This window comes from Kitasatospora sp. NPDC057904 (genome assembly GCF_042887925.1).
In the GTDB taxonomy this organism is placed as follows: domain Bacteria; phylum Actinomycetota; class Actinomycetes; order Streptomycetales; family Streptomycetaceae; genus Kitasatospora.
This window is the reverse complement of record NZ_JBHVOL010000025.1, coordinates 9,038-30,127: the sequence shown is the minus strand read 5'-3', so window position 1 is coordinate 30,127 and position 21,090 is coordinate 9,038. Positions and strand designations below refer to the sequence as shown.

22 protein-coding genes and 2 tRNA genes are annotated in these 21,090 nt (G+C 73.0%); 6 read left to right on the top strand and 18 right to left on the bottom strand.

Features of this window, described 5'->3' with window-relative positions; genetic code table 11:
* Positions 1 to 89: 89 nt before the first annotated feature.
* From ACFVSN_RS38040 to ACFVSN_RS38015, 6 genes are all read right to left on the bottom strand, one after another.
* Positions 90 to 1,274, bottom strand: a complete 1,185-nt coding sequence (locus tag ACFVSN_RS38040; RefSeq protein WP_380445664.1) for an ATP synthase F0 subunit B — start codon at positions 1,272 to 1,274, stop codon at positions 90 to 92.
* A gap of 196 nt (positions 1,275 to 1,470) precedes the next feature.
* Positions 1,471 to 1,962: a pantetheine-phosphate adenylyltransferase gene (gene coaD, locus ACFVSN_RS38035; protein WP_380499185.1), complete on the bottom strand. Its 492-nt coding sequence runs from the start codon at positions 1,960 to 1,962 to the stop codon at positions 1,471 to 1,473.
* 49 nt (positions 1,963 to 2,011) lie between these two features.
* Positions 2,012 to 2,590: a 16S rRNA (guanine(966)-N(2))-methyltransferase RsmD gene (rsmD, locus tag ACFVSN_RS38030; protein ID WP_387957958.1), complete on the bottom strand. Its 579-nt coding sequence runs from the start codon at positions 2,588 to 2,590 to the stop codon at positions 2,012 to 2,014.
* A 161-nt stretch (positions 2,591 to 2,751) separates the two neighbouring features.
* A complete protein-coding gene (locus ACFVSN_RS38025) occupies positions 2,752 to 3,285 on the bottom strand; it encodes a hypothetical protein (RefSeq protein ID WP_329929722.1) in 534 nt (177 codons plus the stop codon).
* Between the two features lie 127 nt (positions 3,286 to 3,412).
* Complete coding sequence (recG, locus tag ACFVSN_RS38020) at positions 3,413 to 5,644, bottom strand: ATP-dependent DNA helicase RecG (RefSeq protein ID WP_380445668.1); 2,232 nt, start codon at positions 5,642 to 5,644, stop codon at positions 3,413 to 3,415.
* Positions 5,645 to 5,706: 62 nt separating this feature from the next.
* Positions 5,707 to 7,338 carry a DAK2 domain-containing protein gene (locus tag ACFVSN_RS38015; RefSeq protein ID WP_380445669.1) on the bottom strand — a complete coding sequence of 544 codons (1,632 nt, stop codon included), beginning with the start codon at positions 7,336 to 7,338 and terminating at the stop codon, positions 5,707 to 5,709.
* A gap of 281 nt (positions 7,339 to 7,619) precedes the next feature.
* On the opposite strand from ACFVSN_RS38015, the gene rpmB reads away from it, so the two are divergent.
* Entirely contained in the window at positions 7,620 to 7,805 is a 186-nt protein-coding gene (gene rpmB / locus ACFVSN_RS38010; RefSeq protein WP_014138233.1) for a 50S ribosomal protein L28, read from the top strand.
* A 146-nt stretch (positions 7,806 to 7,951) separates the two neighbouring features.
* Here the strand turns inward: rpmB and thiD are convergent, their stop codons facing one another.
* From thiD to ACFVSN_RS37995, 3 genes are all read right to left on the bottom strand, one after another.
* The gene (gene thiD / locus ACFVSN_RS38005) at positions 7,952 to 8,779 is read right to left on the bottom strand and encodes a bifunctional hydroxymethylpyrimidine kinase/phosphomethylpyrimidine kinase (protein WP_380445670.1); all 828 of its coding nucleotides are present in this window, start codon (positions 8,777 to 8,779) and stop codon (positions 7,952 to 7,954) included.
* 23 nt (positions 8,780 to 8,802) lie between these two features.
* Complete coding sequence (locus tag ACFVSN_RS38000; RefSeq protein ID WP_380445671.1) at positions 8,803 to 9,828, bottom strand: ATP-dependent 6-phosphofructokinase; 1,026 nt, start codon at positions 9,826 to 9,828, stop codon at positions 8,803 to 8,805.
* 169 nt (positions 9,829 to 9,997) lie between these two features.
* Positions 9,998 to 10,963, bottom strand: a complete 966-nt coding sequence (locus ACFVSN_RS37995) for a thiamine-phosphate kinase (protein WP_380445672.1) — start codon at positions 10,961 to 10,963, stop codon at positions 9,998 to 10,000.
* A 242-nt stretch (positions 10,964 to 11,205) separates the two neighbouring features.
* Between ACFVSN_RS37995 and ACFVSN_RS37990 the strand changes: the two genes are divergently transcribed.
* Complete coding sequence (locus ACFVSN_RS37990) at positions 11,206 to 11,439, top strand: Lrp/AsnC family transcriptional regulator (protein ID WP_218205768.1); 234 nt, start codon at positions 11,206 to 11,208, stop codon at positions 11,437 to 11,439.
* A 20-nt stretch (positions 11,440 to 11,459) separates the two neighbouring features.
* Complete coding sequence (locus tag ACFVSN_RS37985) at positions 11,460 to 11,975, top strand: DUF3515 family protein (protein ID WP_387957956.1); 516 nt, start codon at positions 11,460 to 11,462, stop codon at positions 11,973 to 11,975.
* Positions 11,976 to 12,048: 73 nt separating this feature from the next.
* On the opposite strand, the gene ACFVSN_RS37980 is transcribed toward ACFVSN_RS37985, so the two are convergent.
* The 3 genes from ACFVSN_RS37980 to ACFVSN_RS37970 form a co-directional block, all read right to left on the bottom strand.
* Complete coding sequence (locus ACFVSN_RS37980) at positions 12,049 to 13,194, bottom strand: D-alanine--D-alanine ligase family protein (RefSeq protein ID WP_380445674.1); 1,146 nt, start codon at positions 13,192 to 13,194, stop codon at positions 12,049 to 12,051.
* Between the two features lie 70 nt (positions 13,195 to 13,264).
* Entirely contained in the window at positions 13,265 to 14,266 is a 1,002-nt protein-coding gene (locus ACFVSN_RS37975) for an NAD(P)H-dependent glycerol-3-phosphate dehydrogenase (protein ID WP_380445675.1), read from the bottom strand.
* A complete protein-coding gene (locus ACFVSN_RS37970; protein ID WP_380499572.1) occupies positions 14,263 to 15,087 on the bottom strand; it encodes a lysophospholipid acyltransferase family protein in 825 nt (274 codons plus the stop codon). The genes ACFVSN_RS37975 and ACFVSN_RS37970 overlap by 4 nt, the downstream gene beginning before the upstream one ends.
* Positions 15,088 to 15,316: 229 nt before the next feature.
* Between ACFVSN_RS37970 and cofC the strand changes: the two genes are divergently transcribed.
* Together cofC and ACFVSN_RS37960 are read left to right on the top strand one after the other, a co-directional pair.
* Positions 15,317 to 16,000, top strand: a complete 684-nt coding sequence (gene cofC / locus ACFVSN_RS37965) for a 2-phospho-L-lactate guanylyltransferase (protein WP_387957953.1) — start codon at positions 15,317 to 15,319, stop codon at positions 15,998 to 16,000.
* A gap of 57 nt (positions 16,001 to 16,057) precedes the next feature.
* The gene (locus ACFVSN_RS37960) at positions 16,058 to 16,279 is read left to right on the top strand and encodes a hypothetical protein (protein WP_380499568.1); all 222 of its coding nucleotides are present in this window, start codon (positions 16,058 to 16,060) and stop codon (positions 16,277 to 16,279) included.
* Between the two features lie 146 nt (positions 16,280 to 16,425).
* On the opposite strand, the gene ACFVSN_RS37955 is transcribed toward ACFVSN_RS37960, so the two are convergent.
* From ACFVSN_RS37955 to leuC, 4 genes are all read right to left on the bottom strand, one after another.
* Complete coding sequence (locus ACFVSN_RS37955; protein WP_380445680.1) at positions 16,426 to 17,136, bottom strand: HU family DNA-binding protein; 711 nt, start codon at positions 17,134 to 17,136, stop codon at positions 16,426 to 16,428.
* Between the two features lie 133 nt (positions 17,137 to 17,269).
* Positions 17,270 to 17,617, bottom strand: a complete 348-nt coding sequence (locus ACFVSN_RS37950; protein WP_380445681.1) for a hypothetical protein — start codon at positions 17,615 to 17,617, stop codon at positions 17,270 to 17,272.
* A gap of 182 nt (positions 17,618 to 17,799) precedes the next feature.
* Positions 17,800 to 18,396 carry a 3-isopropylmalate dehydratase small subunit gene (gene leuD, locus ACFVSN_RS37945; protein WP_380445682.1) on the bottom strand — a complete coding sequence of 199 codons (597 nt, stop codon included), beginning with the start codon at positions 18,394 to 18,396 and terminating at the stop codon, positions 17,800 to 17,802.
* Positions 18,397 to 18,399: 3 nt separating this feature from the next.
* The gene (gene leuC / locus ACFVSN_RS37940) at positions 18,400 to 19,821 is read right to left on the bottom strand and encodes a 3-isopropylmalate dehydratase large subunit (protein WP_380504505.1); all 1,422 of its coding nucleotides are present in this window, start codon (positions 19,819 to 19,821) and stop codon (positions 18,400 to 18,402) included.
* A gap of 234 nt (positions 19,822 to 20,055) precedes the next feature.
* Between leuC and ACFVSN_RS37935 the strand changes: the two genes are divergently transcribed.
* Entirely contained in the window at positions 20,056 to 20,769 is a 714-nt protein-coding gene (locus ACFVSN_RS37935; RefSeq protein WP_030246527.1) for an IclR family transcriptional regulator, read from the top strand.
* Positions 20,770 to 20,891: 122 nt separating this feature from the next.
* On the opposite strand, the gene ACFVSN_RS37930 is transcribed toward ACFVSN_RS37935, so the two are convergent.
* A tRNA-Gln gene (locus ACFVSN_RS37930) sits at positions 20,892 to 20,966 on the bottom strand.
* A gap of 44 nt (positions 20,967 to 21,010) precedes the next feature.
* Positions 21,011 to 21,086: transfer RNA gene (locus ACFVSN_RS37925), tRNA-Glu, on the bottom strand.
* Positions 21,087 to 21,090 lie beyond the last annotated feature (4 nt).

Genomic DNA, 21,090 nt, shown 5'->3' with positions numbered 1-21,090 from the left:
TCCGACATGGAGGGGCCGGAGTGGTCAGACTACCGGAGTCTCCCGCCAGGCCCAACTTCGGTCCCGGAGGAACGCCCCGGGGCCGGTGTTCAGCGCCCGCCGAGCTCCCGCAGCCTGGTCATGTCGATCATGCTGGTGTCGAAGAAGCTCGTCTCGTCCAGCCCGGGCTGCTGCTGGGGCACGACCGGCGGGGCGGCGGGCTGCTGCGGGTAGCCGTAGGCGTCGTACTGCTGCGCGCCGTAGCCCTGTTGCTGCTGCGGATAGCCGTAGTCGGCGTGCTGCTGGCCCGCGTAGTCCCCGTGCTGCTGCTGTTGCGGGTACCCGCCCGTGGCGTCCTGCTGCTGGGCCCACTGGGCCGCGTACGGGTCGCCCTGGGCGGCCGGGTCGAAGCCGCCGCCGTACACCTCGGCGTACTGCCCGCCCTGCTGCTGGGCCGCCGCCGCGTACTGGTCGGCGCCGGGGTTCTGCCAGCCGGCCGCGGCCGGGGTCTGCTCCGGCCAGCTCTGCTGCTGCGGCACGTCCTCGCGGTACCAGGCGAGCTCCTCGCCGTCGCCCTCGGCGGCGAAGCCCGCCGCGACCGCCTCGGCCCGCTCCTTGGCCTGCTGCGCCTCGTCGGCGGCGGCCAGGTAGGCGCCCAGCTCGTCGATCGGCCGCTTGCCGAGGAGCTTGTCGCGGCCCTTGCCGACGGCCTCCAGGGTCGCGCTGAGCACGTTCTCCAGGGTGGCGAGCTTCACATCGACGTACTCGTCGACCTCGGGGCTCGGGCTGACCCGCTGCGGCCGGAACTCCTCGCCGTCCGTCTCGCCGTCGTACTCGTTCTCGAAGACGCTGGAGTCGCCGCGCAGCTTGGTCCGGCCGCGGCCGACGGCGCCGAGCGTCTTGGTCAGCACGACCTCGAAGTTGGCGAGCTTGCTGTCCACGTAGTCGTCGGCCTCGGCCCGCTTGGTGTCCACGTCGGAGCGCGCCTCGGCGAGGATCCGGTCGGCCTCGGCCTGGGCCCGGCGGACCACCTCGGTGTCCGAGATCAGCGAGCCGCGCTCGGCGTGCGCGCCCTGGATGATCCGGTCGGCCTCGGCCTGGGCGCCGGCCACCACCTGCTCGTGGTCGGCCATCACCGACTGCGCCTGGGCCAGTTCGGCGGGCAGGACCGCCTTCAGGTCGTTGATCAGGCCGATCAGCTCGGCCCGGTTCACCACGCAGGAGGCCGACATCGGCATCGAGCGCGCGTTCTCGATCGCCGCCACGATCTCGTCGACCTTGTTCTGCACGTCCACGGGGCTTCGTCTTTCCGTGTGCCGCCGACGGTCCGGCGGAGGCAGGCCCGGCGCGGTGGACCTCACCGCAGGGCAGGAATACAGACTGTACGGCCACTGCGGGGCACGGTCACAACGCCCGAACCGGGCCGGGCCCCCGGGGGATCCCGGCGACACGGACAAACCATGACGAAGCGGTAGGAAGGGAACGGCCGGACTACTGCTCGGCCTTGCGCTCCGCGATCCGCTCGACCAGCCGGCGGTGCACCGTCTCCGGCAGCAGGTGCGAGACGTCGCCGCCGTACGAGGCCACCTCCTTGACCAGGGTCGAGGACAGGAAGCTGTACGTCGGCGAGGTCGGCACGAACAGCGTCTCGACGCCCGTCAGCCCGTGGTTCATCTGGGCCATCTGCAGCTCGTAGTCGAAGTCGCTGACGGCCCGCAGCCCCTTGATGATCGCGGGGATGCCGCGCTCGCGGCAGTAGTCCACCAGCAGGCCGTGGTGCGACTCGACCACCACGTTCCCGAACTCCGCGGTGACCTCCTCGATCAGGCCGATCCGCTCCTCGACGCTGAACATGCCGCGCTTGCTCCGGTTGATCAGCACCGCGACGTGCACCACGTCGTAGAGCTTCGAGGCCCGCCCGATGATGTCGAGGTGGCCGTTGGTGATCGGGTCGAACGAACCGGGGCAGACGGCTCGGCGCATGGCGTTTGTGCTCCCTCGTGGGGTGACGGCTGCTGCGGGCCTCGGCCCGCTACTCGTGCTGGCGGGCGGCGGCGCGACCGTACCAGAGCGTGCCCTCGCCGTAGCGGCGGGAGCGCAGCACCTCGAAGCCGTCGGGCCAGCCGAACTCTCCGCCGCGGGTGCTGCGCTCCACGGTGACGAGTGCGTCCTCCGCGAGCCAGCCCCCGGCCAGGAGTGTGATCAGCATCTCGCGCAGCTCGTCGTCCGTGACGGCGTACGGAGGATCGAGGAACACCAGGTCGTACGGGGCCTGCGGGGGCGGCCCGGCGATCACCTTCTCGGCCTTGGCGGCCTTGAGTTCCGCGCCCGGCAGGCCGATCGTGCGGACGTTCTCGCGGATCACCCGGGCCGCCTGGCCGTCGGCCTCGACCAGCAGGACGTGATCGGCCCCCCGGGACAGCGCCTCCAGGCCGACCGCGCCCGATCCGCCGAACAGGTCGAGCATCCGGCTCCCGTGCAGGGTGCCGCGCAGCGCCTCCAGGGTGGAGAACATCGCCTCACGGGCCTTGTCGGAGGTCGGTCGGGTGCCCCGGCCTGGCGGTACGGCCAGCCGGCGGCCGCCGGCCGCTCCGGCGATCACGCGGGTCATGGTGGTGGGAGGTCCTTTCGTCGCTGCCCGACCACGCTACCCGCCCCGAGCCGCAGGGGAGCGCCGACCGTCGGAGCCGGGCCCGAGCGGACCGGAGGCGACTCGGCGAATAGCAGCGCGGCCCCCGCCGGGCGTACCGGCGGGGACCGCAGGAGCACCGCCTAGCTCGCCTCGGAGCCCGTCGACTGCGCCGGGACCGCCGCGCCGAGCAGGGCCGGCGAGGCGTAGCGGGACCAGGACAGGCAGCCGTCGGGCGGGCAGAACTCGGGGCGGCGCGGGTCGTGCCCGAGCTCGCGCAGCTTGGTGCGGACGGAGTCGGGCGTGCGGCCGAAGCGGGCGGCGATCCGGGCGACGGTCTCGCCGTCGTGGAAGCGCCGGACCAGTTCCTCCTCGTGCTGCGGCACCCAGGGGGCGCCGTGGCCGGGGTACAGCTCGCGCAGCACGTCGCGGTCGGGGATGGGCTCGGAGACGTCGGCGACGATCGCCAGCGCCCGCAGCGCGCGGTTGAGCGCGATCCGCAGCGAGGCGACGTCCTCGACCGGCAGGCGGAGCTTGCCCGAGGCGAGCGGCGCGGCGGCCGCCCCCTCGCGCCAGCCGGTCAGGGTGAGGGTGACCTCGCGGTCGTCGTCGCTGGCGAGTTCGATCCGGAAGACCTTGTCGCCCAGCGGGAGCTCGTTGAGATGACGGAATGCCATGGCAGGACCCCCAAGTGTCGCGCCAGGTACGCACCTTGAGGTGCGCCCTGAACACCTTCATTCTCTCGCGGGGGTCTGACAATTCCCGGGCCGCGCGGGACCGCCCGACCGGCCGGGGCCGGCCCGCTCAGCCCTTCTCCATGTAGGCCGCGCGGTCCTCGTCGATGAGGCTCTCCAGCGCGGTGCGCAGCTCCGGGTGGGCGGCGAGCTCCGGGTCCTCGGCGACGAGCCGGGTGGCCTCCGTCCGGGCGGTGAGGATGACCTCCTCGTCCTCCAGTACCGAGAGCACCTTGAGCGAGGACTTCACACCGGACTGCGCCTGGCCCAGCACGTCGCCCTCGCGGCGCTGTTCGAGGTCGATCCGGGACAGCTCGAAGCCGTCCAGCGTGCCGGCCACGGCGTCCAGCCGGGCCCGGGCCGCGCTGCCCGCGGGCATGTCGCTGACCAGCAGGCACAGGCCCGCCGCGCTGCCGCGGCCGACCCGGCCGCGCAGCTGGTGCAGCTGGGAGACGCCGAAGCGGTCGGCGTCCATGATGACCATCGCGGTGGAGTTGGGGACGTTGACGCCGACCTCGATCACGGTGGTGGCGACCAGGACGTCCACCTCGCCCGCCGAGAACCGCCGCATGACGTCGTCCTTGGCCTCGGGCGCGAGCCGGCCGTGCAGGATCTCCACCCGGAGGCCGCTCAGCGGGCCCTTCACCAGCTTCTCGGCGGTCTCCACCACCGAGAGCGGGGGCCGCCGTTCGTCGCTCTGGGCGCCGGCGTCGGCGATGTCCTCGAAGTCCTCCTCGGCCGCCTTCCGCTTCTTCCTGGCCCCGCTGTTCGCTGCCGGGGCCACCGGCTCCTCGTCCCCGATGCGGGGGCAGACGACGTACGCCTGGTGGCCCTTGCCGACCTCCTCGCGGACCCGCTCCCAGGCGCGGGTGAGGAAGTTGGGCTTCTCGACCGCCGGGACGACGTGGGTGGAGATCGGGGAGCGGCCGGCCGGGAGCTGGTCCAGGACGGAGGTCTCCAGGTCCCCGAAGACCGTCATCGCGACCGTGCGCGGGATCGGGGTGGCGGTCATCACCAGCAGGTGCGGCGGCTGGTCGCCCTTGGCGCGCAGCGCGTCCCGCTGCTCGACGCCGAAGCGGTGCTGCTCGTCGACGACGACGAGGCCGAGGTCCTGGAACTGGACCTTGTCCTCGATCAGCGCGTGGGTGCCGATGGCGATCCCGGCGTCCCCGCAGGCCATGTCGAGCAGCGCCTGGCGGCGGGCCGGGACGCCCATCGAGCCGGTGAGCAGCACGACCCGGGTGCCGAGGTCGGAGCCGCCGATCATGCCGCCCTCGGCGAGGTCGCCCATCATCTCGACGATCGAACGGTGGTGCTGCTGGGCGAGCACCTCGGTGGGCGCGAGCAGGACGGCCTGGCCGCCGGCGTCCACCACGGCGAGCATCGCGCGCAGCGCGACCAGCGTCTTGCCGGAGCCCACCTCGCCCTGGAGCAGCCGGTGCATCGGGTGCTCGCTCGCGAGGTCGGCGGCGATCTCGGCGGACACCTTCCGCTGCCCCTCGGTGAGGGTGAACGGCAGCCGCTCGTCGAACGCGTCCAGCAGGCCGCCCTCGCGCGCCCGGCGCGGCTTGGCGGGCAGCGCGGACTCGGCGGCCCGGCGCTGGGCGAGGGCGACCTGGAGGACGAAGGCCTCGTCCCAGCGCAGCCGGCTCTGGGCGCGCTCGCGGTCGGCCTGGCCGCGCGGGCGGTGGATCAGCTCCAGGGCCTCGGGGAGCGGGATCAGGTCGTGCCGCTCGCGCAGTTCGGCGGGCAGCGGCTCGCCGACGTCGCCGAGGTGCTTGGTGAGCGCGGTGTCGATGCAGATCGACAGCTTCCAGCTGGGCATCTGGGCGCTCGCGCCGTACACCGGGATGAGGCGGCCGGCGAACTGCTGCGCGGCATCCGACCCGGCGTCCTCGTCGAGCAGCTGGTAGTCCGGCGAGACCAGCTGGCGGGTGCGGTTGAAGACGTTGACCTTGCCCGCGAACAGGCCCTGGGCGCCGGACCTGAGCTCCTTCTGCCGCCAGCCCTGGTTGAAGAACACCAGCGAGAGCCGGCTGCGGCCGTCGGTGACGACGACCTCCAGCCGGTCGCCCTTGCGGCCGCGGAACGGGATGAGGGTGACCTTCTCGATCCGGGCCAGCACGGTGACGTGCTCGTCGACCTCCAGCTCGTCCAGGCTGGTGAGCTGGCCGCGTTCGACGTAGCGGCGGGGGTAGTGGTGCAGGAGGTCCCCGACCGTGCGCAGCTTGAGGCTGTCGGCGAGCACCTTCGCGGTGCGGTCGCCGACGAGCTTGGTCAGTGGTTCATCGAGAGCGCCCATCAGGCCCTTGTTTACACCAAAGCGCCGACAGACCGGGCCGCTCCGCGGGCCCCGTCCGGCGCCTACTCGACCCCGATCAGCAGCGGGGCCGCCTCCCGGCCGCCGTGGAAGACCACCGTGTCCACCTCGGGCCGGCCCTGGCGCACGTGCGCGACGAGGTGTTCGGCGAGCGCGTCGTCCGCGCCCTCGCCGAGGATCAGGGTGACGAGTTCGCCGCCCGCGCCGAGCATCCGGTCCAGCACGCTGGCCCCGACCTCGGCCGGGCCGGCGCCGATCACCGCGACGTCCCCGTCGATCAGGCCGAGCACGTCGCCGGCCTGGCAGACCCCGGCCATCGTCCAGGACTCCCCCTCGGCGACGGCGAGTTCGGCGTAGCGGGTGGCCCCGGCGGCGGAGGTCATGGCGACCACGTCCTCGTCGAAGCGGCGCCCGGCCTCGTGCACCGCGAGCGCCGCGAGCCCCTGCACCGGCGAGCGGGTGGGCAGGACGGCGATCCGCACGCCCTCCTCGCGGAGCTGGTCGGCGGCGGCGCCGGCGGCGGCGCGCAGTTCGGGGTCGTTGAGCAGCAGGACGACCTCGCGCGCGCCCGACCTCCGGACGGCGGCGGCGAGTTCGGCGCTGGCGGTGGGGCGGTCCGGGTCGGCGCGGAGCACGACGGCGCCGGCCTGCTCGCAGAGTTCGGCGAGGCCCTCGCCGCACACCACGGAGAGCACCGCGCGGGCCGGTTCCTCGCGCTCGCCCGGCTCGGCGGCGGCGCCGGAGCGGGCGGCGGCCTCGGCGAAGTGGGTGATCCGGATCTGGTGCGGCCGGCCGGCCCCGATGCCGGCCTCGACGGCGGCGCCGGCGTCGTCCACGTGGACGTGCACGTTCCACAGGCCGTCGCCGCCGCCGATCACGAGCGAGTCGCCGAGCCCGCCGAGCCGCTCGCGCAGCGCGGGCAGGGCGTCGTCGGGGGCGTCCAGCAGGTAGATGACCTCGAAGGCGGGGTGGCCGGGGCCGGGCGGCCTCATGCGGGCCTCGCAGCTCTCCAGCGCCCGGACGTCCCCGCGCAGCGCGACCGGTCCCATCGGCTGGTGCCCGGCGACGGCGTCGGCGAGCGCGCCGAGGACGGCCACCAGGCCGCGCCCGCCGGCGTCGACGACCCCGTTCTCGGCGAGCACGGCGAGCTGCTCGGGGGTGTGCCGCAGCGCGTCCCTGGCGGCCCGGTACGCGGTGTCGGCGACCTGCGCGAGTCCGTCCCCGGCCCGGACGGCCTCCCGGGCGGCGACCCGGGCGACGGTCAGCAGCGTGCCCTCGACGGGCTCCGCGACGGCCTGGTAGGCGGAGTCGGCGGCCCGCTGGAGGGCGGCCCGCAGCTGGTCGGCGCCGCCGCCGTCGGCCAGCGTCTCGGCGGTGCCGCGCAGCCACTGGGCGAGGATCACGCCGGAGTTGCCGCGGGCGCCGACCAGCGCGCCGCGGGCCATCGCCCGGACGGTGTCGGCCAGGCCGGGGGCCGGCTCGGCGGCCGGGTCGGCGAAGCGGCTCTCCACCTCGGCGGCGGCGGACTCGACGGTCAGGTAGAGGTTGGTGCCGGTGTCGCCGTCCGGGACGGGATAGACGTTGAGCGCGTCGATCTCCTCGCGCGCCTGGCCGAGCGCGCGCAGGGCGAGCTGGCACCAGGTGCGCACGGCCGGGGCGTCGAGCGTGTGCAGCACCAGGTCTCCTCCGGATGGGACGCCGCGATGGCCTCGGGTCGAACGGCGAGGGGCGATACCGGCAGGTTATCGGGGGCCGGGAGGGGTCGCCCGGGCCGTCGGCCGGAGCGATCACCCGGGCGGTCATGGTAGTTTCGTTGAACGGGAGCAAGCGTTGTATGCTCTTCCGGTTGCCTGGAACAATCCGGGCGCACCCCCCAGGTCGGTCCGGTTCACGCGAGTGTTCCGGTGTTCTGGTGGGTTGTCGAACGTAACTGATCTGAAGTCTTGGAGTGACTCCTGTGGCTGCCAACTGCGACGTCTGCGGCAAGGGGCCGGGCTTCGGCAACAGCATCTCCCACTCGCACCGCCGTACCCCCCGTCGTTGGAACCCCAACATCCAGACGGTGCGCGCTGTGATTGGGCGGACGCCGAAGCGGCTCAACGTCTGCACCTCGTGCATCAAGGCCGGTAAGGTCTCGCGCTGACGCGCAGACCGGCATGCCGGTCCTCCAGTGGAGGCGGTCCATCCTCGGATGGACCGCCTCCACTGTTTTTTTCCGGGCGCACCGGGGCCTCCCGGAGGCGCCGCGGCGGTGGGCGGGTCCCGACGGGGCCCGCCCACCGGCGTTCGTCAGCGCCAGCGCCAGGCGTGGTCGACCGGGCCGATCCCGGCGCCGAGGGCGAAGCCGCCCGCGATCGCGCCGGTGATGTACTCCTTGGCCGAGCCGACGGCCTCCGGCAGCGGCTCGCCCTTGGCGAGTCCGGCGGCGATCGCGCTGGCCAGCGTGCAGCCGGTGCCGTGGGTGTGCCGGTTGTCGTAGCGCGGCGCCCGGTACCAGTGCTCCTCCCCCGGCCCGCCGTACAGCAGGTCGGCGGCCTCGCCCGCCAGGTGTCCGCCCTTGACCAGGACCCAGCGCGGCCCGAGGTCGAGCAGCGCCTTGGCGGCGTCCAGCATCTGCCCCTCGTCCTCGACGGTGCGGCCGGTGAGCTGCGTCACCTCGTGCAGGTTGGGCGTGGCCAGGGTGGCCACCGGCAGCAGCTTCTCGCGGACGGTCGCGACGGCCTCGGCGGCGAGCAGCGCGTCCCCGTGCTTGGAGACGCCGACCGGGTCGACGACCACCGGGGCGTCCACCCCGGCCAGCAGGTCCGAGACGGTCTCGACGAGCTCGATCGACGCGAGCATCCCGGTCTTCACGGCCTGCACGCCGATGTCGTCCACCACGCTGCGGAACTGGGCCCGGACGGCCTCGGCGGGCAGTTCCCAGTAGCCCTGGACGCCGAGCGAGTTCTGCGCGGTGACGGCGGTGATCACGCTCATGCCGTGGACGCCGAGGGCGAGCATGGCCTTGAGGTCGGCCTGGATGCCGGCGCCGCCGCCGGAGTCGGAGCCGGCGACGGTGAGCACGCGGGGAGGAGCCGCGTGGGAAGGAGCCACGCGGGGAGGTGCAGTCGAAACCATGCCCCCAACCTACCCGCGACCGCTCAGAGCACGGCTTCCGATTCCGCCCAGCGGTCCTCCGGCACCGTCTTCAGCCTGGTCACCGCGTCCGCGACCGGCCGCAGCTCGATGGCGTTCCCGCGCAGCGCCGTGAAGTGGCCGAACGCGCCCGCGTGCACCGCCTCCACCGCGTGCCATCCGAACCTGGTCGCGAGCACCCGGTCCCGCGCGGTCGGGGTGCCGCCGCGCTGGGTGTGGCCGAGGATGACCGGGCGGGCCTCCTTGCCGAGCAGGTTCTCCAGCTCGTTGGCGAGCCGGTTGCCGATCCCGCCGAACGTCCGGTGCCCGAACTGGTCGACCTCGCCGTGGTCGAAGCGCATCGTGCCGGGCATCGGGGCGGCGCCCTCGGCGACGGCGATGATGGCGAACTTCTTGCCGCGCGCGAAGCGGTCCTCGACCATCCGGGCCACCGCCTCGATGTCGAACGGCTTCTCCGGGATCAGGATGCCGTGGGCGCCGCCGGCCATGCCCGCGGTGAGCGTGATCCAGCCGGTGTGCCGGCCCATCAACTCGACCACCATGACGCGCTGGTGGGACTCGGCGGTGGTCTTCAGCCGGTCGATCGCCTCGGTCGCGACGTGCACCGCGGTGTCGAAGCCGAAGGTGACGTCGGTGGCGTCGATGTCGTTGTCGATGGTCTTCGGCACCCCGACCACCGGCAGTCCGGCCTCGCTGAACAGCTTGGCGGCGGTCAGCGTGCCCTCGCCGCCGATCGCGATCAGCGCGTCGATGCCGATGTCCCGGGCCAGCGTCTTGGCGTTCTCCACCGCCCAGGCGATCCGCTCGCGCCGGACCCGGGCCGAACCGAGGATGGTGCCGCCGAGGGTGAGCAGTCCGGTGACGTCGTCGTGCGAGACCGGACGGGTGCGCCCCTCGATCAGACCGAGGAAGCCGTCCAGGATCCCGACGATCTCGTCACCGTGCACATCCGTGCCCCGGTGCACCACGGAGCGGATCACCGCGTTGAGGCCGGGGCAGTCGCCGCCGCTGGTCAGAACACCGATGCGCATGGTTGGTGCGTTCTCCGCTCGCAGTGGTTCGGACCACCCGCGCCCGGAGGGCGGGCGGGCTCGATCCCTCGCAAGCCTACGCAGAACCGGCGCGCGAATCCCGTCCGCGGCACCCGGGAGCGTGACGTTCCGTACGCGTGTCCGAGCGCCATCAGCCGTACCGCGTACGTCACTCGGCGAAGTGGTCCCAGCCGCCGACCCGGTCCCAGGGCGCGCCGTCGACCGTCACCCGGCCGCCGCGGGTGCCCCGGGGCCGGCCGGTCACCTCGCCCACCACCCGCCAGCGGGCCGGGAGTTGGATCCCGCGCGGGAAGGTCGCCACGATCGCGTGGTCCTCGCCGCCGGACAGCACCCAGACCAGCGGGTCCACCCCGACGGCCTGGCCGATGTCGGCCATCTGCGCCGGGACGTCGAAGTCGGCGGCCAACAGGTCGATGTCCACGTCGCTGGCGCGGGCCACGTGCCCGAGGTCGGCGACCAGCCCGTCGCTCACGTCGATCATCGAGGTCGCGCCCAACTCGGCCGCGGCCGGGCCGGCGTGGTACGGCGGCTCGGGGCGGCGGTGCGCCTCGACGAAGGCGCGCGGGGAACGGAAGCCGCGCTGGAGCACCGTCAGGCCGGCGGCGGACCAGCCCAGCCAGCCGGTCACCGCGACCACGTCGCCCACCTGCGCGCCGGAGCGCAGCACGGCCGCGCGCCCCTGGAGGTCCCCGAGCGCCGTGATGGCGAGCATGACGGTGTCGCCGCGCACCACGTCGCCGCCGACCACGGTCGCGCCGGCCACCTGGCACTCGTCGCGCAGCCCGTCCATCAGCTCGGTGGCCCACGTGGTGGGCAGGTCGGCGGGGGCGACCAGGCCCAGCAGTATCGCGGTCGGCACCGCGCCCATCGCGGCCACGTCGGCGAGGTTCTGGGCGGCGGCCTTGCGGCCGACGTCGTAGGCGGTGGACCAGTCCCGGCGGAAGTGCCGGTTCTCGATCAGGACGTCCGTGGTGGCCACCACCCGGCCGTCCGGGGCCTTCACCACCGCCGCGTCGTCGCCCGGGCCGAGGTCGACCGCGTCGGTGAGCGGTACCCGGGCGGTCAGCTCCCTGATGAGGCCGAACTCGCCGAGCTCGCCCACGGTCCCCTGCATCTGCCGTCCTCTCGCACTCAATCCGAATCGTGCTGCCGTCCGGATCGCGCTGCCATCCGGATCCGGTCCCCCGTCGCTCCCCCCGCGCGCAGCGTACGCCCTCCCGGGGTGCAGAGGTCTCCCCTCCCCGGCCCGCAGCGCGGTAGCGTGGTGATCAGACTGCCGGTGAGCCCGTTTCCCACCCGACGTCCCTCCGGGCGAGCACGGCGGCGATCCCCCCAACCGGCCGCCGGGAGGCCCCCGTGGTACAGGCGTACATCCTGATCCAGACCGAGGTCGGCAAGGCCACCGCCGTGGCCGAGTCGATCTCCAAGATCCCCGGCGTGCTCACCGCCGAGGACGTCACCGGCCCCTACGACGTCATCGTCCGGGCCGAGGCCGACACCGTGGACGACCTCGGCCGTCTGGTCGTGGCCAAGGTCCAGCAGGTGGAGGGCATCACCCGCACCCTGACCTGTCCGGTGGTCCACCTGTAAGGCGCGGCTACGATCGGCTGGTGCCCAGAGAACTCCGCGTCCCCCGCGTCCTCGCGGCCCTGCCCGCGCCGGTCCGCTGGCTCGCCGTGCCCGTCGCGCTGACCTGCACCGTCGTGGTGCTGCTCGGCAGTTGGAGCGGGCCGGCGGACATCGAGGTGCCGACGCCGACCGGCAAGGCGGCCGGCTACTGCCGGAACCTGGCCGCCGCGCTGCCGCAGGAGCTGCTCGGGCACGCCCGCAAGGACCCGTCGCCGTCCTCGCCGTACGTCGCGGTCTGGGACACCTCGCCCCGGACGGTGCTGCGGTGCGGCATCGACCGGCCCGAGGAGCTCGACGGCCCGCACGCCATGGACATGTCGCCGACGCTCGACGACGTCACGTGGTGGTCGCAGAAGCTGGACGACGGGAGCTACCGCTTCGTCACGACGATGCGCGCCGCGTACGTCGAGGTGATCTCCCCCGCCCACGTCTACGACAGCCCGCTGGACCCCGCCTCGGCGGTCACCGCGGCCGTCAAGGCGAACGTCCCCGGCTGACCGGAACGGACGAACGACCGACGGAGGGCGGGCCGGGAGCTTCCCGGCCCGCCCTCCGTTCCCGCGCGGGCGACTAGCGCAGCCCGGTCGAGCGCCGCAGCGCCGCCTGGAGCAGCCGGTCGATGAGCTCCGGGTACGCGACCCCGGTGGCCTCCCACATCTTCGGGTAGGCCGAGATCGGGGTGAAGCCGGGCATCGTGTTGATCTCGTTGATCATCCAGGTGCCGTCCTCCAGCAGGAAGAAGTCCACCCGGGCGAGGCCCTCGCAGCCGAAGGCCTCGAACGCGGCCACCGCCTGGCGACGGATCTCGGCGGTCTCGTCCGCCGACAGCTCCGCCGGGATCCGGACGTCCGAGGAGTCGATGTACTTGGCCTCGAAGTCGTAGAACTCGTAGTCGCCGCCGACCATGATCTCGCCGGGCACGCTGGCCCGCGGGCCGTCCTCGAACTCCAGCACGCCGCACTCGATCTCGCGGCCGGTCACCCCGGCCTCGATGATCAGCTTGGGGTCGTGCCGGCGGGCCTCCTCGATCGCGGCGTCCAGCTCGGCCAGGTCCTTGACCTTGGTGATGCCGATGCTGGAGCCGGCCCGGCAGGGCTTGACGAAGAGCGGCAGGCCGAGCTCGGCCACCCGCTCGCGCACGGCCGCGCGGCCCTCCTCGGTCTCCCAGTCGCGCCGGTTCACGATGGTGTAGCGGCCGACGTTCAGGCCGTGCGAGGCGAGGATCCGCTTGGCGAACTCCTTGTCCATGCCGGCCGCGCTGGCGAACACGCCGTTGCCCACGTACGGGACCCCGGAGAGCTCCAGCAGGCCCTGCAGGGTGCCGTCCTCGCCCCAGGGGCCGTGCAGCAGCGGGAACACCACGTCGACCTCGCCGAGCGCCTTGGGGGCGCCTCCGGGCTCGCTGAGGAGGACCTCGCGGCTGCCCGGCGAGACCGGCAGCGCGACCTGCCCGTCCACGGACTCGGCGACGTGCGCCACGTCCGGCAGCCTGCCGTCGGTGATGGCCATCCGGGCCGGCTCGTCGCTGGTCAGCGCCCAGCGGCCCTCGTGCGTGATGCCGATCGGCAGCACGTCGTACTTGTCGCGGTCGATCGCCCTGAGCACGCTGCCCGCGGTGGAGACCGAGATGGCGTGCTCGGAGCTGCGCCCGCCGAACACCAGCGCGACGCGGGGCTTCGGGGCGGACGGGTTCGGGGAGGACTGTTCGATGCTCATATCGCGTTTGAGACTACCGTGCGACGTGTTTCCGGAAAGTTAGCCGCCCCGCCACGCCGCCGCCCGGCCGTCAGCGCCGTTCCGCCTTCGCGGAGCGGGACATGAGCGTCTGCAGCGCCTCCTGGGTGGGCCTGCCGTTGTGCACGACGTCCACGACGGCCTCGACGATCGGCATGTCGACGCCGCTGCGCCGCGCGAGGTCGAGCACCGACTCGCAGGACTTGACGCCCTCGGCGGTCTGCTTGGTCGCCGCGATCGTCTCGGCGAGGGACATGCCCCGGCCCAGGTTCATGCCGAAGGTGTTGTTGCGCGACAGAGGCGAGGAGCAGGTGGCGACCAGGTCGCCCATCCCGGCGAGGCCCGCGAACGTGTGCGGGTCGGCGCCGAGCGCCTCGCCGAGCCGGGTGGTCTCGGCCAGCCCGCGGGTGATCAGCGTCGCCTTGGTGTTGTCGCCGAGCCCCATGCCCGCGGCCATGCCGACCGCGAGGCCGATCACGTTCTTGACCGCGCCGCCGAGTTCGCAGCCCACCACGTCGGTGTTGGTGTACGGGCGGAAGTACGGCGTGTGGCAGGCCGCCTGGAGCCGCTTGGCGACCGCCTCGTCGCTGCAGGCGACGACGCTGGCGGCGGGCTGGCGGTTGGCGATCTCCTTGGCCAGGTTGGGCCCGCTGACCACCGCGACCCGCTCCCGGCCGACCTTGGCGACCTCGTCGATGACCTCGCTCATCCGCTTCGCGGTGCCGAGTTCGATGCCCTTCATGAGGCTGACCAGGACGGTCTGCGGCTCGATCAGCGGCGCCCAGGCGGCCAGGTTGTCGCGCAGCGTCTGCGAGGGCACCACGAGGACGGCGAAGTCGGCGCCGGCCAGCGCCTCGGCGGGGTCGGTGGTGGCGCGGACGGAGTCGGGCAGGCGCACGCCCGGGAGGTAGTCCGGGTTCTCGTGCGTGCTGTTGACCGCGTCCGCCAGCTCCTGGCGGCGGGCCCAGAGCACGACCTCGCTGCCGGCGTCGGCCAGCACCATCGCGAACGCGGTGCCCCAGGAGCCGGTCCCCATCACGGCGCAGCGGGTCACTGACCGGCCTCCTCGGTGTTCGTGCCGCCCTTGGCGCGGCGGCGTTCGGCGAGCGCGGCGGCGGCCCGCTCGCGGGCGGCCCTGCGCATGTCGTAGCGCTCGGCGGGCGGCTCCTCGCCGCGCACGCCGGCCAGCACGGCGGTGATCGCCGTCATGATGTCCTCGGTGGCGTCGCCCAGCACCTGGGCGGTGAGCTCCATGCCCCGGTACTTGCTCAGATCCACCGGCGGACCGGCCGCGACGACCACCCGGTGGCGCGGGAAGAGGTTGAACCTGCCCTTCCCGTAACCGGGCCGGCCGTACGGCGGGATGATCTCGTGGGCGCCCCAGTGCGCGACCGGGATGACCGGCGCACCGGTCATCAGCGCGACCCGGGCGACGCCGCTCTTGCCGGTCATCGGCCACAGGTCCGGGTCCCGGGTGAGGGTGCCCTCGGGGTAGAACTGCACGCACTGGCCGTTGTTGACGGCGTCGATCGCGGCCCGGAACGCCTGTGCGGCGTCCGTCGACTCGCGGAACACCGGAATCTGGCCGGTCTTGCGCAGCATGAATCCGATGAAGGGAATCGAGAACAGCGAGGACTTGCCGAGAATCCGCGGCGGGCGGCCGCTGTTGTACTGCCAGTGCGCGTAGACCAACGGGTCGATGATCGAATTGTGGTTCACCGCGGCGATGAATCCACCTTCCTCGGGAAGGTGCTCCCAGCCCCGCCAGTCGGGCTTCACCAGCGCGGTCGTCACCGGCTTGACCAGCACGGCCGCAAAGCGGTACCAGATGCCGTAGTCGGCGTTGCCGAACTTGGCGTGCGAGCGGCGGGCCACCCCAGGTCCTCCTCATCCGTGCGGCACACGGGGTGCCGCGGTCCTTGCCTCCCGGCGCCGGTGCACCGGCCGCCCGGTGCCCGGATCGCGGGCGCGGAACAGTGTCGCCCGCCCGCTCACCGACTGTCGAGCGACCGCGCCAGCGCACCGGGCGGTCGTGATCAAACGCACGTCCGCACAGCTGGGACGGCCTGGCGGGGGCTCCGGGGCCGGCGTCACAATGACGCCGATGACCCAGGACACCGTACGCCCCAGCGGGCCCGTCGCGCCCGCCGCACCCACCGCCGGCTGGTCGCTGGTGCTGCCGCTCAAGCCGCTCGCCCTCGCCAAGTCCCGGCTGGCCCCGTACGCCGGGGCGCACCGGGCCGGCCTGGCGCTCTCGTTCGCGCTCGACACCGTCACCGCCGCGCTCGCGACCCCGGGCGTCGCCCGCGTCCTGGTGGTCACGCGGGACCCCGCGGCCGGCCCGCGGCTGGCCGCGCTCGGCGCCGTGGTGGTGGCCGACGAACCCGGCGGCGGCCTCAACCGGGCGCTGGCGCACGGGGCGGCGGCCGCGCTGGCGCTCGCCCCGGACGCGCCGCTGGCCGCCCTCTCGGCGGACCTGCCGGCGCTGCGGCCGGCCGAACTGGCCCGGGTGCTGGGCGCGGTGCCGTCCCGGGGCCGGGCCTTCCTGCCGGACTCCCCCGGCCTCGGCACGACGCTGCTCGCCTGTGCCCCCGGCAGCCCGCTCGCCCCCGCGTTCGGGGACGGCTCACGGGCCCGGCACGCGGCCGGCGGGGCGCTCGAACTGGGCCTGGCTGACGTGGAGTCGGTGCGCCGCGACGTCGACACCGGCGCGGACCTCGGCGAGGCCCTGGGCCTCGGCGTCGGCCCCCACACGAGCGCCTCGTTCGCCCTCATCGGCCGTTCCTGACGCACGCCCCGCGAGACGCCGCCCGGGACTGTCGGACCCGCTCGCTATGCTGCTGGCATGCAGGCCACCGCGTTCACCTTCGACCCCGCCACCCGGGCCGGCTCCGTGCTGCTCGACGACGGGACCCCGGTGCCGTTCGACGCGGCCGCCTTCGACGCCGGCGGCCTGCGGCTGCTGCGGCCCGGCCAGCGGGTGCGCATCCGCACCGAGGGCAGCGGCGGGGCGCGCCGCGTGGTCTTCCTGACGCTCCAGACCTTCCCGGACCCGGCCGACGGCTGAACCGCCACCCGCCGGCGGTGCCGGCCGGACGCCCGGCGGGAAGAGGACCGCAACGCGAAAGAGCCGTGGCGGCCCGGCCTCCGCGTCATGCGGAAACGGGTGCGCCACGGCTTCTCTCGAAGGCCGTCCGAGGACGCCGCGCGGGACTACTTGGCGGTGGTCTTGCGCGCGGTGGTCTTGCGGGTGGCGGTCTTCTTCGCCGGAGCCGTCTTCTTGGCCGTGGCGGTCGCCTTCTTGGCGGTCGCGGTGGTCTTCTTGGCGGCGGCGGTGGTGACCGTCTTCTTGGCGGCGGCCGTCTTCTTCGTGGCGGTCGCCGTGGTCTTCTTGGCGGCGGCCGTGGTGGCCGTCTTCTTGGCAGCGGCGGCCGTCTTCTTCGTGGCGGTCGCCGTGGTCTTCTTGGCGGCGGCCGTGGTGGCCGTCTTCTTGGCGGCGGCCTTCTTGGCGGCCGGCGCGGCGGCAGCGGCGGCGGCGCGCTTGGTGGCGGCGCGCTTGGCGGCCGGGGTGGCGGCGACGCCGCTCTTGCCCGGGGTGAGGGAGCCCTTGGGGGCCTTCTTCACCGAGGGGCCTTCCTTCGGCAGCTTCTTGCTGCCGCTGACCAGGTCCTTGAAGCCCTGGCCCGGACGGAAGCGGGGCACCGAGGTCTTCTTGACCTTGACCTTCTCGCCGGTCTGCGGGTTGCGGGCGAAGCGCGCGGAGCGCTCCACCTTCTCGAAGGTGCCGAAACCGGTGACCGAAACCCGGTCACCGGCCACAACGGCACGGACCATGGTGTCGAGCACTGCGTCGACGGCCTCTGCGGCAGCCTTGCGACCGCCCAGCTGCTCGGCCACCGCTTCGACAAGCTGAGCCTTGTTCACGTCTTCCCCTTCGGAAACGGGCGCCGGATGATTCCATCCGTTCTTTTCGCACGTTAGGTATGTATCTGCGGACTTTCAATTACCAAACGCGCGAATCACCCTAGTGTCGCAATGGATTTGCGCGTCGGCGACCTCAGCCGAGCGGCGGGCGCCCCTCGTCGAGGTCATGCACAAACCGACTCAACCGCCTTGCCGCCTCCGGAAGATCGCGCTTGGCGGCCTCGGTGACGATGAGGAGTTGACGGGTGAGAGCGGTCTTTGCATCCGTAGACACGTTCAGCGCATGCACACGGTCGTGAGCTTGCTTCAACCGCTCGGCCACAAGCGCGTAGAGCGCTGCGACTTCCGGGTCGTCCGGCCCCTCAGCAGGTGCGGAGGCGACGTCCGGCCGCTCGTCAATTCGGCGTTCGGATCCCCGGCCCGTGGACTCCGAAGGCGCGGGTTCGCCGCCCGCGTACGGAGGTTCATGGTGCCGGTGCATGCACTGATTGTGCCATCTACCCGCAGTTGTGCATGCGCGGGGCCCTCTCGGGCAAAGCCAAATGGGCAATCGGGGGCGGCCCGGCGGCCCTAACTCGTGCTCCGGAACGCCGGATGGCCCGCCCCCCCGAGGAGGGGGCGGGCCATCCGGCGGATCGTCAGAATGCTTGTTCTGAAGGGATCTCAGGCAGCGGGCTGGGTACGGGGCTTGAAGGCCGGGCGGGTCGCCTCGAACGCGGCGATGTCGGGCTCGTTCTGCAGCGTGATGCTGATGTCGTCCAGCCCGTTGAGCAGCCGCCAGCGGACGTTGTCGTCCAGTTCGAACGGCGCGGTGACGCCCTCGGCCCGGACCTCGCGGGCCTCCAGGTCGACCGTGATCTCGGCACCGGCGTCACTCTCGGTGAGCACCCAGAGGCGCTCCACGGTCTCCTGCGGCAGGACGACCGTCAGCAGGCCGTTTTTAAGGGAATTCCCACGGAAGATGTCGGCGAAGCGCGACGAGATGACGGCGTGGAAGCCGTAGTTCTGCAGCGCCCAGACGGCGTGCTCGCGCGAGGATCCGGTGCCGAACTCGGGGCCGGCCACCAGGACGGTGGCGCCCCGGCGCTCCGGCTGGTTGAGGATGAACGACTCGTCCTTGCGCCAGGCCTCGAACAGCCCGCCCTCGAAGCCGGAGCGGGTCACCTTCTTCAGCCAGTGGGCGGGGATGATCTGGTCGGTGTCGACGTTGCTGCGGCGCAGCGGGACGGCCCGGCCGGTGTGGGTGGTGAACTTCTCCATGGCTCAGGCCTCCACGGCGATGTCGGCGGTCAGGTCGGACGGGGCCGCCAGCCGGCCCAGGACGGCGGTCGCGGCGGCGACCTGCGGGGAGACCAGGTGGGTGCGGCCGCCCTTGCCCTGCCGGCCCTCGAAGTTGCGGTTCGAGGTGGAGGCGCAGCGCTCGCCGGGGGCGAGCTGGTCGGGGTTCATGCCCAGGCACATCGAGCAGCCCGCGTGCCGCCACTCGGCGCCGGCCGCGGTGAACACCTTGTCCAGGCCCTCCTCGACGGCCTGCAGCGCGACGCGCACCGAGCCCGGCACGACCAGCATCCGTACGCCGTCGGCGATCCGGCGGCCGTCCAGGACGGCGGCGGCGGCGCGCAGGTCCTCGATGCGGCCGTTGGTGCAGGAGCCGACGAAGACCGCGTCGACCTTGACCTCGCGCAGCGGGGTGCCGGCCTCCAGGCCCATGTACTTCAGGGCGTTCTCGGCGGCGGTGCGCTCCTGCGGGTCGGCGAAGTCCTCGGGGTACGGGACGGCGGAGCCCAGCGGAGCGCCCTGGCCGGGGTTGGTGCCCCAGGTGACGAACGGGGTCAGCTCGCTCGCGTCGATGAAGATCTCGTGGTCGAAGACCGCGTCCTCGTCGGTGCCCAGGGTGTTCCAGTACGCGACGGCGGCGTCCCAGTCCTCGCCCCGGGGGGCGTGCGGGCGGCCCTTGAGGTACTCGAACGTGGTCTCGTCCGGGGCGATCATGCCGGCCCGGGCGCCCGCCTCGATCGACATGTTGCAGATGGTCATCCGGGCCTCCATGGACAGGCTCCGGATCGCCGAACCGCGGTACTCCAGGACGTAGCCCTGGCCGCCGCCGGTGCCGATCTTCGCGATGACGGCGAGGATCAGGTCCTTGGCGGTGACGCCCTCGGGCAGCTCGCCCTCGACGGTGATCGCCATGGTGCGGAACGGCGCGAGCGGCAGCGTCTGGGTGGCCAGCACGTGTTCGACCTGGCTGGTGCCGATGCCGAACGCCAGTGCGCCGAAGGCGCCGTGGGTGGAGGTGTGGGAGTCGCCGCAGACCACGGTCATGCCGGGCTGGGTCAGGCCGAGCTGCGGGCCGACGACGTGGACGACGCCCTGCTCGACGTCGCCCAGCGAGTGGATCCGGACGCCGAACTCGGCGGCGTTGCGGCGCAGCGTCTCCAGCTGGACCTTGGAGACCGGGTCGGCGATCGGCTTGTCGATGTCCAGGGTCGGGGTGTTGTGGTCCTCGGTGGCGATCGTCAGATCGGTGCGGCGGACCGGGCGGCCGGCCAGCCGCAGGCCGTCGAAGGCCTGCGGGCTGGTGACCTCGTGGAGCAGGTGCAGGTCGATGAAGAGCAGGTCGGGCTCACCCTCCGCGCGCCGCACGACGTGGTCGTCCCAGACCTTCTCTGCGAGTGTCCGTCCCATCGGGTTCCCTCCAGCCGGCCGCGTTGCCGGCCTTCTCGGTGTCGTCGAGGTCAAAGCTGTCGCCGCCCATGGTGCGGAGCGCTTCGCGCGACCTGCACGCCGGATCGGTGTCCACGATGCGGACACTCTGTCGAGGCCCCATCCTGGGTGTCTCCCGGGCTGCTGCATCCAGAGTGGCGCTTTTCCGGCGAGATTGAACTTGCGTCTCGCGGAATGAGACTGCAGTCTTAGGGCATGGACAACACTAGCGGCGTCGGCGTTCTCGACAAGGCCGCTCTGGTGCTCAGCGCACTGGAGTCGGGCCCCGCCACGTTGGCGGGGCTGGTCGCCGCCACCGGTCTGGCGCGCCCCACGGCCCACCGACTCGCCGTCGCACTCGAACACCACCGTCTGGTCACCAGGGACATGCAGGGGCGTTTCATCCTCGGCCCCCGTCTCTCCGAACTCTCCGCCGCGGCGGGCGAGGACCGGCTGCTCGCCACCGCGGGCCCGGTCCTGACCCACCTGCGCGACGTCACCGGCGAGAGCGCACAGCTCTACCGCCGGCAGGGCGAGATGCGGATCTGCGTAGCCGCCGCCGAGCGGCTCTCCGGTCTGCGGGACACCGTCCCGGTCGGCAGCACCCTGCCGATGAAGGCCGGCTCGGCCGCCCAGGTCCTGCTGGCCTGGGAGGAGCCCGAGCGGCTGCACCGCGGCCTCCAGGGCGCCCGCTTCACCGCGACCGCGCTGAGCGGCGTCCGGCGCCGCGGCTGGGCCCAGTCGATCGGCGAGCGGGAGCCGGGCGTCGCGTCCGTCTCCGCGCCCGTCCGCGGCCCCTCCAACCGCGTCGTGGCCGCCGTCTCCGTCTCCGGCCCGATCGAGCGCCTGACCCGTCACCCGGGCCGGCTGCACGCCCAGGCCATCATCGAAGCCGCGAACCGGCTCACCGAGGCCCTGCGGCGCAGCTGACACACCACGCGGAAAAGCCCGGCGGGCCCCGATCGAAAGTGATCGGGGCCCGCCGGGCTTTTCCATGCGGTACTGCGGGGACAAAACGAAAAAGACCCCGGGAAACCGGGGCCTTCCTTTTCTGGCTGGGGTACCAGGACTCGAACCTAGACTAAATGAACCAGAATCACTCGTGCTGCCAATTACACCATACCCCAACACAAAGCAAGCGCCGGTGGGCGAGCCCACCGGCTTCCTGCTCTGGTACCCCCGACCGGATTCGAACCGGCGCTACTGCCGTGAGAGGGCAGCGTGCTAGGCCGCTACACAACGGGGGCTTCC